We start from the raw sequence: 14,948 nt of genomic DNA, 5'->3' as shown, positions 1-14,948 counted from the left end.
AACAGACGCGGGCCGCGGAAAGTTCACCTTGCGCCTCGTCCGGGGCCGCCCACGGCGATCTGACGCTCGCGCTCGCTTTTCGCCCGCGGTCACCCATCGAGAGAGACGGTCGGACCGGTCACGAGGCCGGCGAGACGCAGCTGTTCCATTGCGAGAGAGACCGCGGTGCGTGCGTCGATCACGGCCGCGTTCGCGTGTGACCGGCGGGCGACCTCGGTCAACGTCTCGAGGTCTGCGTTCTCGGCCGCGCGCCACAGGGCGGGGCCGATACCGTCGAGAACGTACAGCGTGCTCTCGTCGTCGCCCGTACGCAGGAGGAGCATGCGACCGTCGTCGAGTTCGACGGCGTCGATGACCGACGTGCGCGTGTACAGGTCGGTGGCCGTGGGCGCGGCAGGAAGGTTCGTCACGCCCGCTCGTCTCGTCGGCGCGGGGCGCGGGGGCCTGGGGGCGAACAGCTCGTGAACGAGGTGTTCCACCTCGGCGCCGTCGCGGTAGCTCATCCGCACGGCGCCGCCGACGGCGGCCAGATGAGTACGCACCGTCGTCAGAGGATGGGGGATCTCAGCGAGGTAGCTGCTCTGAGGTGCGAGGGCGCTGAGCGCCTCGGCGTCGTCGAGGATCTCGATGCCGGGACGCGCGTCGTCGCGTCGATCGAGCACCACCACCGCGTGCAGTCGTAACGGGTGAAAGGGCAGGCGCCCGAGCCCCAGCGACGAGGGGGAGCGTTGCGTCTTGGTGAGCCCTCGGGGCGTGATGATCGAGAGCGGCTTGCGGTACGGCAGCACGGAGAGGTCGGGAGCGATCCCCACGCTCTCATCGGTCACGTAGGCATAGGTGCGTGCGAGGCGCGTCATCAGGGTCGTCTTGCCCATTCCCGACGGTCCGGCGAACAGCACGACCCGTCCGTCGCGGTCGGCGATCGCACCCGCGTGCACCATCCACAGCGCACCGCGCTGAGCGGCAAGAGCCGCGAGCGTCACTCGCGTCGATAGGTCGGCGAATGCCAGGTCGGGTGGCTCGGTGAGCTGCAGAGTCACCCGCTCCACGGGCGTGATCGGCGCGCCGGTGGAGCGGGCGTCCGACCAGATCTCGCGGAGCGTCGCGCGGTCGTCGGGTGCGAGGGCCTTCACATCGATGCGCACGGTCACCCCGAGGGCGTCGACGTCGAGATGGTGGTCGGTGGTCAGTGGGTCCACGGAGGGGGGTAGTCCTTCTGCTGTCGTGGTGACGCGCGGCGGGGTTCGATCCTCGATACTGAGCGCCGCCCGCGGCGTGGACACAATGGCAAGTGCGGCGCGGGCGGGAGACCCTAACCCTCGCCGCACTTCCGACCGGAATGGTGTGGTTACTCCGTGATGATGTAGCAGCGGCCGATGAAGTTGTAGATATCGCGGTCGGGGTTGCCGAGGCGGGTGATGGGTCGGGCGGTGGTGTAGGGGTTCGGGGTGGAGGCTCCGCCGCCCCAGGTGAGAACGGTGCGGTCGCCCCTGAGCGCCAAGACACGGGAGTTTGACGAGGTGGTGATTTGGGTGACGCCGGAGAGGCCGCTGATTTGAATGGGGGTGAGGCTGCTGGTCGTGGTGTTGTTGCCGTAGGCGCCGCCGCCGTTGTAGCCCCAGGCGTGGACGGTTCCGCTACTGCTGATCGCGAACATGGTGTAGCTGGGCGAGCTGGCGCCACTGACGCTGCTGGTGACGGAGGAGATGTTGGCGAGGGTGGTCAGTTGGACGGGGACGAGGTGATCGGTTGTGGTGCCGTCGCCGTTGTAGCCGTAGGCTCCTCTGCCCCACACCCAGACGGTTCCATCGGTCTTCACGAGTAATCCTCCGCCTTCCTTTCCCGCGACATCAACGACATCCGTTCCGTTGACGACTTGGGTGAGGGGAATAACGAGGGTGGTCGAGCCGACACCGCAAGCTCCGCTGCCGCCGTTTCCGCCGACAGCCCACAGCGTCCTGTCTGACTTCAACGCGAAGAGCGCGCCGTTTCCGGCGGAAATCTTGGTCACCCCGGAGAGGTTTAGCACCGGAGCCGGCGTCTGCCGGTCCGTTGTCGTTCCGTCGCCGAGCTGGCCGTAGAGGTTGTTGCCCCATGCCCAGACGGTTCCGTCTTTCTTCAGCACATAGAACGCCTCGAGGACGGCGACGGCGAGGTCGGCGCCGTCGCTGATACCGGCGACTTGCGTGTAAGGACCATTGGAGCCCCGGGCCCGCGTCCAGAGGGTGCCGTCTTGCAGGAGCACTAGTTCGTCGTAGGGACTAGTTTGTGCGCGGACGATGGGTGAGGAGAACTGTCTGGGCGCTTGCGTGGCTCCTCCGTTCTCCATGATCATGTTCGCCCCCAACACCGTGAAGGTGTCGAAGCTGGTGCCCGTCTCATCGGCGGCGGTGACGCGGGCGACTGTGCCGGGAGTCGTCCAGGCGTCGGGAGTGACGGTCGTCTGGAACACACCCGACGAATTTGTCGTCCCCGAGGTCGCGGCCAGGGTGCCGACGTTGGTGGTGAGGGTGACGTTGGCGCCGGCGACACCGGACGATTCGGTCGCGACCGTGGCGCCCACGACGGCCGCGGTGCCGGCGGCGACGCCTGCGGGGGTGTCTACCGGCTGCAGCACCTCCACCGACAACGTCGTTGTCGCCGTGATGAGGTAGGCGCGGGCTGCGGTGGAGCCCTCGTTGTTGGCGTTGCCGAGGCGGGCGACGGGTCGGCTGGCGGTGTAGGGGGTGGGGGTGGAGGCTCCGCCGCCCCAGGCGAGAAGGGTGCCGTCGTTCTTGAGGGCGTAGACATCGCCGTTGTTCGAGGTGGTGATCTGGGCGACGCCGGAGGTGCCGCTGATCTGGACAGGGGTGGGGCTGGCGGTGGTCGTGTTGTTGCCGTAGGCGCCGCGGGCGTTTGAGCCCCAGACGTAGACGGCCCCGGTGTCGCTGATCGCGAACAGCGTCCAGTCAAGCCCACCCGTGGCGGTCATCCCGCCGGCGAGAGAGGTGATGTTGTGGAGGTTGTTGACCTGGGCGGGGGCGGGTTGGTCGGCGGTGGTGCCGTCGCCGTTGTAGCCGGAGGATCCTTGGCCCCACGCCCAGACGGTTCCATCGGTTTTGACGAGTACCCCTCCGCCCTGTCTTCCCACGACATCGACGACATCCGTTCCGTCGCTGACCTGGGTGAAGGGAATGGGGCCGCTGGCCGCGCCGATACCGGCCATTCCGCCGAAGTTGTTATACCCGACGGCCCACAGCAACTTGTCTGACGTCACCGCAAACAGCGTGCCGTTGGCCGCAGAGATCTTGGTCACCCCCGAGATTTGCGCCTGAACAGGCGTCGACCGGTTGGCCGTCGTCCCGTCGCCGACTTGGCCTCCTTCATTGGCGCCCCACGCCCAGACGGTTCCGTCTTTCTTCAGCACGTAGAACGTTCCGCCTGAGCCGCTGGAGACGGCGAGGTCGGCGCCGTCGCTGATACCGGCGACTTGCGTGTACGGATTGTTGGAGCCGGTGTTGCGTCTCCAGAGGGTGCCGTCTTGCAGCAGCACCAGTTCGATTCCGGGGCCATTCTGAGCGCGGACGATGGATGACGAGAACTGCGTCACTGTCTGCGTGGACAACGTCCCTTGCTGAATCAGCATGTTCGCCCCCAACACCGTGAAGGTGGCGGATCCCGAGCCGGATTCCGAGACCGCGGTGATCACCGTCGATGAGCCGGGGGCCGCCCACAGCTTGTTCAACCTGAACCTCGTGGTGAACGTGCCCGCGCCGTTGGTCACGCCATCGGCCGGGGTGAACGTCGACCCGCTCGGGCCGACGAGCGAGATGGGACGAGCGGTGAGGGGGGTGCCGTTCGGGGCGAGCACCCTCACCGTGACGATCACCTGTCCGTTCGCCGGAACAGTGCCCGAGGGGGTCGTGATGGTGAACGTGCGCGCATCGGAGGCAGCCGCGTACGCGGGAGCGGCGGAGAGCATCGTGACGGCCGGTACGGCGATCAGACCGGCCCCGACCACCGTGCGACGCGACGGCTGAAGGACGGAGGGCGGGGCTGGGGCGGGCGGCGAGGGAACGACCATGGCGACTCCTTGGGGAGGTGAAAGACGAAACTGCGACACGGGGATGCGAGAGAGGAGTGGAGTTCTCCACACTCGTGCCCGGACAAGGGCCACCCACGCGCGCAATGGGGGATTCACCCGCTGGGGCACGAGAAATGGTCCGGCGTGCCTTGCCCTCTCGGCGCGGCGCCGAGCTGGATGAAGCGCCCCGGGTTCGATGGAGAATCGCGACACGCCACCGCATCCGAGTGGCATCCGCCCGCGGCCCCACCGTCCGCTCGTCGTCACCCGGTTCTCGCGCGAACGTTCCTCGCTCGGCGTGCATGGCGGCGCATCGCGCGAGGGTTCGTACCCCGGTGCCCTAGACTGCAGGGACTACCCGCCGCGTGACTCTCCGCGCGGGTGGGAGCCGTGATCCGCGGCCGTCGCGTCGCCGCAAAACCCGATTGGTTCTCCTGTGTCCGCCTCGCACTCCGCGCTCGTGCCCGAGTGGCTCACCGCCCCGGCCGAAGCGAATGAACTCGTTGCCCCCGTCTGGCCGTCGTCCGCTCGCCGCGTCGACGACGGTTCCGTCGAGATCGGCGGCGTCTCGGTCTTCGACCTCCGTGACCGCTTCGGCACCCCGCTCTACGTCCTCGACGAGAACGAGGTGCGTGCCCACGCGCGACGCGCACGCGACGCGTTCGAGGCCGCGGCGGCTCGTCATGGCATCCGGGCTCGCGTCTACTACGCGGGCAAGGCGTTCCTGTCGACCGAGGTCGTGCGCTGGGTGGTCGACGAGGGACTCGCCGTCGACGTCTGCACGCGCGGTGAGCTCGAGGTGGCCCTGGCCGGCGGCGCCGATCCCGCGCGACTGGGGTTCCACGGCAACAACAAAAGCGTGGGTGAACTCGAGCGCGCGGTCGAGGTCGGTGTCGGCTCGGTCGTCGTCGACAGCCCCATCGAGATCGAGCGTCTCGCTGCCCTCGCCGACCGTCGCGGTGCGGTGCAGTCGGTGCTCGTGCGCGTGCGCACCGGCGTGCACGCTGAGACCCATGCCTTCCTCGCCACCGCGCACGAAGACCAGAAGTTCGGCTTCTCGCTCGAGGGCGCGGCCGACGCGGTCGCCCGCATCCGCGAGCTTCCCAGCCTGCGCTTCGTGGGCCTGCACGCGCACATCGGCTCGCAGATCTTCGACTCCTCCGGCTTCCGCGAATCCGCCGCCCGCCTGGTCGACCTGCACGCCGACCTGCTCGCCGGGGGAGAGATCCCCCTGCTGAACGTCGGCGGCGGCTTCGGCATCTCGTACACCTCGGTCGACGACCCGAAGCCCCTCGAAGCGATTGCCGACGGCATCCTCGACGCCATCGCCGACGAGTGCGCGGTGCGCGGCATCCCCATGCCCGACGTCGCGTGCGAACCCGGACGCATCATCGTCGGTCAGGCCGGCGTCACCCTGTACGAGGTCGGCACCGTGAAGACCGTCACCGCGGGCGAGAACCTCGACCGCACCTACGTCAGCGTCGACGGCGGCATGAGCGACAACGCCCGCCCGGCGCTCTACGGCGCCGATTTCTCTGCCCGCATCGTGTCGCGCAGCAGTGCCGAGACCCCGGTGCTGTCACGCGTCGTCGGGCGGCACTGCGAGTCGGGCGACATCGTCGTGGATGCCGAATACCTGCCGGGCGACGTCACCCCGGGCGATCTGCTCGCCGTGCCCGCGACCGGCGCCTACTGCTTCTCGCTCGCGAGCAACTACAACTACACGCCGCGTCCGCCCGTCGTCGCCGTGCGCGACGGTGCCGCCCGCGTGATCGTGCGCGGCGAGAGCATCGACGACCTCCTCTCTCGCGACGTCGGCGTTCCGGCATCCACCCTGATCGACACACCCCACGGAGACACCGAATGACCGACTACCGCACGCTCCGCGTGGCGCTCCTCGGCGCCGGCGCCGTCGGCTCGCAGGTCGCCGACCTGCTGCTCAAGCACGGCGACGAGCTCGCCGACCGCGCGGGCGCCAAGCTCGAACTCGCCGGCATCGCCGTGCGCAACCTCGACGCCAAGCGCGAGGCCGACCTGCCCCGCGAACTCTTCACCACCGATGCCGAGACGCTCATCGTCGGCTCCGACATCGTCATCGAGCTGATGGGCGGCATCGAGCCGGCCCGCACCCAGGTGCTGCACGCGATCGCCTCGGGGGCCGACGTGGTCACCGCCAACAAGGCGCTGCTCGCGACCCACGGCTCCGAGGTGTTCGAGGCCGCCGACCAGGTCGGCGCCGAGGTGTACTACGAAGCCGCCGCGGCCGGCGCGATCCCGATCATCCGACCGCTGCGCGACTCGCTCGCCGGCGACCGCGTCGTGCGCATCATGGGCATCGTCAACGGAACGACGAACTACATCCTCGACCGCATGGACACCGAGGGCGCCGACTTCGCCGACGTGCTCGCCCAGGCGCAGGCCCTCGGCTACGCCGAAGCCGACCCCACCGCCGATGTCGAGGGCTACGATGCAGCCCAGAAGGCCGCGATCCTCGCGAGTCTCGCCTTCCACACCACCGTGCCGCTGGATGCCGTGTACCGCGAAGGCATCACCTCGGTCGACGCCGCGATGATCGAATCGGCGCGTCACGCCGGCTACGTCATCAAGCTGCTCGCCGTGTGCGAGCGTCTCGCCGCCGAAGAGGGCGGCACCGAGTCGATCTCGGTGCGCGTGTACCCGGCGCTCGTCGACCGCAGCCACCCCCTCGCGAGCGTGCACGGCGCGAACAACGCCGTCTTCGTGCAGGCCGAAGCCGCCGGCGACCTCATGTTCTACGGCGCGGGCGCCGGTGGCGTGCAGACCGCGTCGGCCGTGCTCGGCGACGTCGTGTCGGCCGCGCGCCGCCACATCGCCGGGGGAGTGGGCGTGGGCGAATCGACCCGCGCGAACCTCCCCGCCGTGCCCATCGGTCACGTCATCACGCGGTACCAGATCACGCTCGAGGTCGACGACAAACCGGGCGTTCTCGCCACCGTCGCCGGCATCCTGAGCGAGGGTCGCGTGTCGATCGCGACGGTCGAGCAGACCGTCATCGAGGCCGACGAGAACACTCAGACCGGCGGCTCCGCCCGTCTGGTCATCGGAACACACAAGGCCCGCGAGCAGGACCTGAGCGAGACCGTCGAGCGTCTCGCCGCGAGCGGCGTCGTCGAGCGCGTGGTCTCCGTGCTGCGCGTGGAAGGGAACTGAACATGGCACACCTCTGGCGCGGAGTCCTCCGCGAATACGCCGACCGTCTGGGCGTCACCGACGCCTCCACTGTCGTCACCCTCGGCGAGGGCGGCACGCCGCTCCTCCCCGCCCCGTCGCTGTCGCGCCGCACCGGCGCCGACGTCTGGGTGAAGTTCGAGGGGATGAACCCCACCGGCTCCTTCAAGGACCGCGGCATGACGGTCGCTCTCTCGCGCGCCGTCGAGCACGGCGCCAAGGCCGTCATCTGCGCCTCGACCGGCAACACCTCGGCGTCGGCGGCGGCCTACGCCGCGCACGCCGGCATCACCGCCGCGGTGCTCGTGCCCGAGGGCAAGATCGCCATGGGCAAGCTGAGCCAGGCCGTCGCGCACAACGGCCGCCTCATCCAGATCCGCGGCAACTTCGACGACTGCCTCGAGATCGCCCGCGAGCTCGCCGACCACTACCCGGTGCACCTCGTCAACTCGGTCAACCCCGACCGCATCGAGGGGCAGAAGACCGCCGCCTACGAAGTCGTCGAGGTTCTGGGAGACGCCCCCGACTTCCACTTCATCCCCGTCGGCAACGCGGGCAACTACACCGCCTACTCGCGCGGCTACCGCGAAGAGGCCGCCCGCGGCGCCGCCACGACCGTGCCCCGCATGTTCGGCTTCCAGGCCGCCGGCTCCGCCCCGCTCGTGCGCGGCGAGGTCGTGAAGAACCCCGAGACGATCGCCAGCGCCATCCGCATCGGCAACCCCGCCTCGTGGGATCTCGCCCTCGAAGCGCGCGACGCCACCGACGGATGGTTCGGCGCGATCGACGATGCCCGCATCCTCGAAGCGCAGAAGATCCTCGCCGGTGAGGTCGGCATCTTCGTCGAGCCCGCCTCGGCGATCAGCGTCGCGGGACTGCTCGACCGGGCAGAGGCCGGGGTCATCTCCGCCGGCGCCAAGGTCGTCCTCACCGTCACCGGGCACGGACTCAAGGACCCGCAGTGGGCCCTCCGCCAGCCCGACGGCACCGACGTGCAGCCCACCGTCGTCGACGCCACCACCTCGGAGGTGGCATCCGTCCTGGACCTGCGGCCGGTGAGCGCGTGACTGCAGGCCCCGGCCGTCGGGTCGCGGTCCGCGTTCCCGCCACCAGCGCGAACCTCGGACCCGGCTTCGACACGCTCGGCCTCGCGCTCAGCGTGTACGACGAGCTCGTCGTCGAACAGCTCGACGGCGACCGCCTCGAGATCGAGGTCGAGGGCGAGGGCGTCGCCGACGTCCCGCGCGACGCCTCGCACCTCGTCGTGCGGGCCATGGCGCACACCTACGCCTCCGTCGGGCGCGCCCTGCCGGGGCTGCGGCTGACGGCGCGCAACGTGATCCCGCACGGGCGCGGCATGGGATCGTCGGGGGCCGCCGTGGTCGCCGGCATCCTCGCCGCGAAGGGACTGCTCGAGGGCGAGGCCGACTTCAGCGACGTCGACCTGCTGCGCCTGGCCACCGAGCTCGAGGGGCACCCCGACAACGTCGCGCCGGGCCTGTTCGGCGGGCTCACCATCGCGTGGATGGACGCCGAAGGCCCGCAGCACAAGCAGCTCATCGTGCACCGCGGAGTGTCGCCCCTGGTGTTCGTGCCGAGCTTCACCATGTCGACCGCGGTCGCCCGCAGTCTGCAGCCGCTGCAGGTGCCCCGCGAGGACGCCGTGTTCAACGTCTCTCGCTCGGCGCTGCTCATCGCCGCGATGACGCAGAGCCCCGAGCTGCTCATGGCCGCCACCGAAGACAAGCTGCACCAGAATTACCGCGCGCAGGCCATGCCCGAAACCGACCGCCTCGTGCGGGCGTTGCGGGCAGAGGGCTACGCGGCGGTCGTGTCAGGTGCGGGGCCCAGCGTGCTCGTGCTCGCCGACGGTCCCGGACAGCGACTCGCCGCGGCGGATCTTATGGCATCCGTGGTCGACACCCCGTGGCAGGCGCTCATGCTCGCCGTCGACGTCAAGGGTGGTACAGTGAAAAACGCAGAGGGTTCCGCGTAACTTCGCGAATCTGAGCCTCTGCACCACCTGCGAAATCCGCAACACATCGCGAACCCGGTATCGGCTGCAGTCTCCCGAACCGCTGGTGTCTCTTCGTCTGCGTTCTGCACGGCGAAGCGCGATCTGATCACGTAGCACTTCAGAGGAGCACTCGTGGAGTCCATCTCCGAGACCCAGCCCATCGACGCGCCCGAGGGCGCCGAGACCCCCGCCGAAGAGCAGCCCACGGCTGCGACGCCGGGCACCGACACCGCGCAGGCCGAGGCCGTCGCCGAGACGACGGATGCCGAGGGCGTCGACGCTCCGGATGCCGCCGCCTCCGCCGCCGCGACCGACGCGGCGCAGCCCGAGGCGCTGTTCACCGACGAGGCGCTCGCCTCGGATGCACCGGCCGCCGAGGCCGCGTCCGACGTCGCGGAGCCCGCCGCCGCGGAGCCCGCCGCCGCGAAGCCCGCCGCCGAAGCGCCGGCCGAGGAGCCCGCACCGGTCGAGAAACCCGCCCGGGCACCGCGCAAGCGCGCACCTCGCCGCGCGACGACGGCCACCGCCAAAGAAAAGGCTGCCGCCGAGGCCGCTGCGGCCGAAGAGAAGGCCGCGGCTGACGCTGCAGCCACCGAAGCCCCCGCCGCCGACGAGGCCGCAGCCGACGCTGCGGCCGCCGAGGCGCCCGCCGCCGAGTCCGTCTCGGACGACGCCGCGACCACTCCCGTGACCACCGCGGCCGATGTCGCCGACGAGGTGGCCGCCGCCGAGGCGACCTCGACCGTCGAGGCCGACGCCCCGACCGCTGACGCGCCCGTCGCCGATGCACCCGCCGTCGACGCCCCGGCCGCCGACGAGGCCGCTGACGCGTCCGCCTCCGACGCCGACGGCGCAGACCAGGCCGACGAGACCCCCGCCCGCGGCCGTGGCCGCAGCCGGTCGCGCAACCGCAACCGCAACAAGCCCGACGCCGCGGACAAGCCCGAGGCGCAGACCGCGGCCGCCCCCGCCGACGAGGCCGAGGCCCCGCAGCAGGGTGGCCAGCGCGACAACCAGCGTGACGGTGGTCAGCGCGACAACCAGCGCGACTCGAACCAGCGTGACAACCAGCGCGAGGCGGGGCAGCGCGACAACCAGCGTGACTCGAACCAGCGTGACGGCAACCAGCGTGACGCCGCGCAGCGTGACGGCAACCGTCAGAACGGCCAGCAGGCCCAGCAGCAGCAGGACGGCACGAGCAACCGCAACCGTCAGCGCAACAAGCGCCGCGGCCAGAACACCACTGGCGACGAGTTCGAGACCGAGATCGGCGAGGACGACGTGCTCGTCCCGATCGCCGGTGTGCTCGACGTGCTCGACAACTACGCCTTCGTGCGCACGACCGGCTACCTCTCGGGCCCGAGCGACGTCTACGTCTCGCTCGGCCAGGTGAAGAAGTACAACCTGCGCAAGGGCGACGCCGTCGTCGGCGCGATCAAGCAGCCCCGCGAGGGTGAGCAGCAGGGGCGCCAGAAGTACAACGCGCTCGTGCAGGTCGACTCCATCAACGGCCTCTCGGTCGAAGACGCCGCGACGCGCGTCGAGTTCAACAACCTCACGCCGCTCTACCCGCAGGAGCGCCTGCGCCTCGAGACCGGCCCCGAGAAGCTCACCCAGCGCATCATCGACCTGGTCGCCCCGGTCGGCAAGGGCCAGCGCGGTCTCATCGTGGCGCCGCCCAAGGCCGGCAAGACGATCGTTCTGCAGCAGATCGCCAACGCGATCGCCACGAACAACCCCGAGGTCCACCTCATGGTCGTGCTCGTCGACGAGCGTCCTGAAGAGGTCACCGACATGCAGCGGACCGTTCGCGGCGAGGTCATCGCCTCGACGTTCGACCGCCCGGCCGAAGACCACACCACGGTCGCCGAACTCGCCATCGAGCGCGCCAAGCGTCTGGTCGAGCTCGGTCGCGACGTGGTCGTGCTGCTCGACTCGATCACCCGTCTCGGCCGCGCCTACAACCTGGCCGCGCCCACCTCGGGCCGCGTGCTCTCCGGTGGCGTCGACGCGTCGGCGCTGTACCCGCCGAAGCGCTTCTTCGGTGCCGCGCGCAACATCGAGAACGGCGGATCGCTCACGATCCTCGCCACCGCGCTCGTCGAGACCGGCTCCAAGATGGATGACGTGATCTTCGAGGAGTTCAAGGGCACCGGCAACAGCGAGCTGCGCCTGAACCGTCAGCTCGCCGACAAGCGCATCTTCCCGGCGGTCGACGTCAACGCGTCGAGCACGCGTCGCGAAGAGATGCTCCTGTCGAACGACGAGGTCAAGATCACCTGGAAGCTCCGCCGCGCGCTGGCCGGTCTCGAGCCCCAGCAGGCCCTCGAGGTCGTGCTCGGCAAGCTCAAAGAGACCCAGTCGAACGTCGAGTTCCTCGTGCAGATGCAGAAGTCGATCCCCGCGCCCGCGCGCGGCGGTGACGACAACAGCATCCGCTGATCCGACCGGGAGTCGCGATGTCGGTACCCGCGATGTTCGAGTCGGTGCGCAGCCTGCTCGACGAGCACAAAGCCGTTCAGGAGGAGCTCTCCGACCCGGCCGTGCACGCCGACGCGGTGCGCGCGAAACGGGTCAACCGGCGTTACGCCGAGCTCAGCCGCATCGTGCACGCGTACGAGTCCTGGGTCACGGCATCCGATGATCTGGAAGCCGCCCGGGAACTCGCGCGTGAGGACCAGGCGTTCGCCGACGAGGTGCCGGCACTGGAGGAGCGCGTCGTCGAGACGCAGGAGCGTCTTCGGCGCCTCCTCATCCCGCGCGATCCCGACGACGCCCGCGACGTGATCATGGAGATCAAGGGCGGCGAGGGCGGGGCCGAGAGCGCCCTGTTCGCCGCCGACCTGCTGCGCATGTACCTGCAGTACGCGGCATCGATGGGGTGGAAGACCGAGATGCTCGAGCGCACCGAGTCCGACCTCGGCGGCTACAAGGACGTGCAGGTCGCGATCAAGGGGTCGTCGAGCGATCCCGCGCAGGGTGTGTGGGCGCACCTGAAGTATGAGGGCGGCGTGCACCGCGTGCAGCGGGTGCCGGCGACCGAGTCGCAGGGGCGTATCCACACCTCGACGACCGGCGTGCTGGTGTTCCCCGAGGTCGACGAGCCCGAAGAGGTCGGCATCGACCCCAACGATCTGAAGATCGACGTGTTCCGCTCGTCGGGACCGGGCGGCCAGTCGGTCAACACGACCGATTCGGCCGTGCGCATCACGCATGTGCCGACGGGGATCGTCGTGTCGATGCAGAACGAGAAGTCGCAGCTGCAGAACCGTGAGGCCGGCATGCGCGTCCTGCGCGCCCGCCTGCTCGCCAAGCAGCAGGAGGAGCGCGACGCGGTCGCCGCCGACGCGCGCAAGTCGCAGATCCGCGGCATGGACCGCTCCGAGCGCATCCGCACCTACAACTTCCCCGAGAACCGCATCGCCGACCACCGCACCGGGTACAAGGCCTACAACCTCGACCAGGTGATGGACGGTGCCCTCGGCCCGATCATCGAGTCGGCCATCACGGCCGACGAAGAGGCGCGTCTGACGGCGCTGGCCGGCGAGTGACGCCACCGCGTCGCGGCCCGAACTCCTGACGAATCGGCGATCTGGCGACTCCGCTCCCGCCGGGCGCTGGTGCGAGACGAGAGTCTCAGGAGTCCGGCTCGCCCGCGGGCCCCGAGACGCTCAGGCCTCCCACACCGGCGGGTGGGGGAGCGCTCCGCGGCGGCCCTCGAGCTGAGCGGCGAGCGACAGCAGCGCGGCTTCGCCGCCGGGGCGACCGACGAGTTGCACCGAGACGGGGTGCCCGGCGGCGTCCGTCGTCACCGGCAGCGTCAGGGCTGGGAGCCCTGCGACGTTGACGAAGCTCGAGTACGGCGCGTACTCGACCTGCATCGCGAAAGTGCGTTCGGGATCGTGCCCCGCGTAGGAGCCCACGGGCTGGGGAGCCTGCGCCAACGCGGGGGTGAGCACCGCGTCGAACGCGGCGAAGTCGGCGATCGTGCGCCGTTCGAAGGCGCGCGCCGAGGCGAGACCTCCCAGCAGGTCGAGCGACGACAGTCGGCGCCCCTCGCGCACGAGCCAGGCCGTCAGCGGCTCGACCAGTGTCATGTCGTCGTCGCTGAGGGGGATGCGCGCGGCGCTCGCGCGCCACAGCACGTGGAAGAGCGACGCGTAGCCGAACGGATGCCAGTCGCCGCCCTCGACGTCGTGCCCGGCGTCGGCGAGCCACGCGGCGGCCGTGTCGTAGGCGGAGCGCGCAGCGGGATCGAGGGTGATGTTCTCGTCGTCGTCCCACGGCGAGACCGTGGTGACGCCAATGCGAAATGTGCCCGGATCGCGACGTGCGGCGTCGACGAACGGACCCGTGCCGGGGGCGGCCGTGGCGTAGGTGAACGGACCGAGTCCCACCAGGGCGTCCAGCAGCAGTGCCGCGTCTTCGACGCTCCGCGCGATCGGGCCGGTGACCGACAGCCCGTCGGGGGAATCGAAGCCCGAGCCGATCGGCAGCCGTCCGCGCGAGGGCTTGAGCCCGACGACGCCCGTCGTCGCCGACGGGATACGGATCGATCCGCCGCCGTCGGACCCCACCGCGGCGGGCAGCAGCCCCGCGGCGACCGCGACGGCGGCCCCGCCGCTCGAACCGCCCGCGCCCGCCGAGAGGCGCCAGGGATCGCGGGCCGGCGCGTGGATGAGGGGTTCGGTGAAGCCGGTGAGGCCGAACTCGGACGTGCTCGTCTTGCCGAGGTTCACCGCGCCCGCGGCGTCGAGCGCCTCGGCCAGCGGATCGGACGTCGAGGGGACGAGATGGGCGCGGGAGCGCGAGCCGTACCGCGTCGGCACCCCGGCGCGGGCGACGAGGTCCTTGTCGGCGAGGGGGATTCCCCACAGCGGACCCCGGGTGGGGGAGGCCGTGACCTCTCCGGCTCGGCGGAGCGCGGCATCCGGGGTCACCTCGGCGAACGCCCCCAGATCCGCGAACCGCCGGATGCGGGCGAGGTAGTGGGCAGCGAGGTCGGTGGGCGAGAGATCGCCCGCGCGCAGCGCTGCGACCTGCGCGGCGAGGGAGAGATCGTGCAGCCGCGTCATGAGTGGAGGCACCGCGTCAGATCGAGTACTCGGGCGCGGTCAGCAGGGCGCGCGTGTCTTCGCCGCCCCGTCGCGAGCGCGCCGTGGCGGGAACACCGACCAGCACGCTGTCGGCGGGGGCGTCGCGCGTCACGACGGCGTTGGCCCCGACGACGCTGCGCGCACCCAGGGTGATCGGGCCGAGGACCTTCGCTCCGGCTCCGACGGCGACGCCGTCGTGCAGGGTGGGATGCCGCTTGCCCCCCTCGCGCTGACGACCGCCGAGCGTGACCCCGTGATACAGCATGACGTCGTCGCCGACCTCGGCCGTCTCGCCGACGACGACACCCATGCCGTGGTCGATGAAGAAGCGTCGGCCGATCGTGGCGCCCGGGTGGATCTCGATCCCGGTGAGCCACCGCGTCACCTGCGACAGGGCCCGCGCCGGGAAGCGCAGGCCCTGTCGCCACAGGCGGTGCGAGACGCGGTGCATCCACACCGCGTGCAGGCCCGGGTACAGCAGGGCGATCTCGAGCCCGCTCCGGGCTGCCGGATCACGGAGTTTGGCGGCGGCGACGTCTTCGCGGATGCGGGAGATGGCCCCCAC

10 protein-coding genes are annotated in these 14,948 nt (G+C 70.4%); 6 read left to right on the top strand and 4 right to left on the bottom strand.

What is annotated here, in order from left to right; genetic code table 11:
• Positions 1-89: 89 nt before the first annotated feature.
• Both IFU40_RS10120 and IFU40_RS10115 read right to left on the bottom strand, forming a co-directional pair.
• The gene (locus IFU40_RS10120; protein WP_191926233.1) at positions 90-1,199 is read right to left on the bottom strand and encodes an ATP-binding protein; all 1,110 of its coding nucleotides are present in this window, start codon (positions 1,197-1,199) and stop codon (positions 90-92) included.
• Positions 1,200-1,348: 149 nt separating this feature from the next.
• Positions 1,349-4,063, bottom strand: coding sequence for a hypothetical protein (locus IFU40_RS10115; protein ID WP_191926232.1), 2,715 nt, complete (start codon positions 4,061-4,063; stop codon positions 1,349-1,351).
• Between the two features lie 436 nt (positions 4,064-4,499).
• On the opposite strand from IFU40_RS10115, the gene lysA reads away from it, so the two are divergent.
• From lysA to prfA, 6 genes are all read left to right on the top strand, one after another.
• Positions 4,500-5,930, top strand: a complete 1,431-nt coding sequence (gene lysA, locus IFU40_RS10110) for a diaminopimelate decarboxylase (RefSeq protein WP_191926231.1) — start codon at positions 4,500-4,502, stop codon at positions 5,928-5,930.
• Positions 5,927-7,252, top strand: a complete 1,326-nt coding sequence (locus IFU40_RS10105; RefSeq protein WP_055834822.1) for a homoserine dehydrogenase — start codon at positions 5,927-5,929, stop codon at positions 7,250-7,252. The genes lysA and IFU40_RS10105 overlap by 4 nt, the downstream gene beginning before the upstream one ends.
• Before the next feature lie 2 nt (positions 7,253-7,254).
• Positions 7,255-8,337: a threonine synthase gene (gene thrC / locus IFU40_RS10100; protein WP_055834824.1), complete on the top strand. Its 1,083-nt coding sequence runs from the start codon at positions 7,255-7,257 to the stop codon at positions 8,335-8,337.
• Complete coding sequence (gene thrB, locus IFU40_RS10095; protein ID WP_191915286.1) at positions 8,334-9,266, top strand: homoserine kinase; 933 nt, start codon at positions 8,334-8,336, stop codon at positions 9,264-9,266. The genes thrC and thrB overlap by 4 nt, the downstream gene beginning before the upstream one ends.
• 153 nt (positions 9,267-9,419) lie before the next feature.
• Complete coding sequence (rho, locus tag IFU40_RS10090) at positions 9,420-11,729, top strand: transcription termination factor Rho (protein ID WP_191926230.1); 2,310 nt, start codon at positions 9,420-9,422, stop codon at positions 11,727-11,729.
• A 32-nt stretch (positions 11,730-11,761) separates the two neighbouring features.
• The gene (gene prfA, locus IFU40_RS10085; protein ID WP_191915381.1) at positions 11,762-12,838 is read left to right on the top strand and encodes a peptide chain release factor 1; all 1,077 of its coding nucleotides are present in this window, start codon (positions 11,762-11,764) and stop codon (positions 12,836-12,838) included.
• A 120-nt stretch (positions 12,839-12,958) separates the two neighbouring features.
• Here prfA and IFU40_RS10080 read toward each other — a convergent pair whose 3' ends face one another.
• Positions 12,959-14,362 carry an amidase gene (locus tag IFU40_RS10080; protein ID WP_191926229.1) on the bottom strand — a complete coding sequence of 468 codons (1,404 nt, stop codon included), beginning with the start codon at positions 14,360-14,362 and terminating at the stop codon, positions 12,959-12,961.
• 16 nt (positions 14,363-14,378) lie between these two features.
• A complete protein-coding gene (gene epsC / locus IFU40_RS10075; protein ID WP_191915289.1) occupies positions 14,379-14,948 on the bottom strand; it encodes a serine O-acetyltransferase EpsC in 570 nt (189 codons plus the stop codon).

The sequence above is a fragment of the Microbacterium sp. CFBP 13617 genome (assembly GCF_014839445.1).
GTDB lineage: Bacteria > Actinomycetota > Actinomycetes > Actinomycetales > Microbacteriaceae > Microbacterium.
This window is presented reverse-complemented; position numbering and strand designations above follow the sequence as displayed.

Bases quoted from the DNA above. Each gene is read 5' to 3' on its own strand.
- IFU40_RS10115 (WP_191926232.1), bottom strand. From the start codon at position 4,063: ATGGTCGTTCCCTCGCCGCCCGCCCCAGCCCCGCCCTCCGTCCTTCAG.
- IFU40_RS10105 (WP_055834822.1), top strand. From the start codon at position 5,927: ATGACCGACTACCGCACGCTCCGCGTGGCGCTCCTCGGCGCCGGCGCC.
- thrC (WP_055834824.1), top strand. From the start codon at position 7,255: ATGGCACACCTCTGGCGCGGAGTCCTCCGCGAATACGCCGACCGTCTG.
- prfA (WP_191915381.1), top strand. From the start codon at position 11,762: ATGTTCGAGTCGGTGCGCAGCCTGCTCGACGAGCACAAAGCCGTTCAG.
- IFU40_RS10080 (WP_191926229.1), bottom strand. From the start codon at position 14,362: ATGACGCGGCTGCACGATCTCTCCCTCGCCGCGCAGGTCGCAGCGCTG.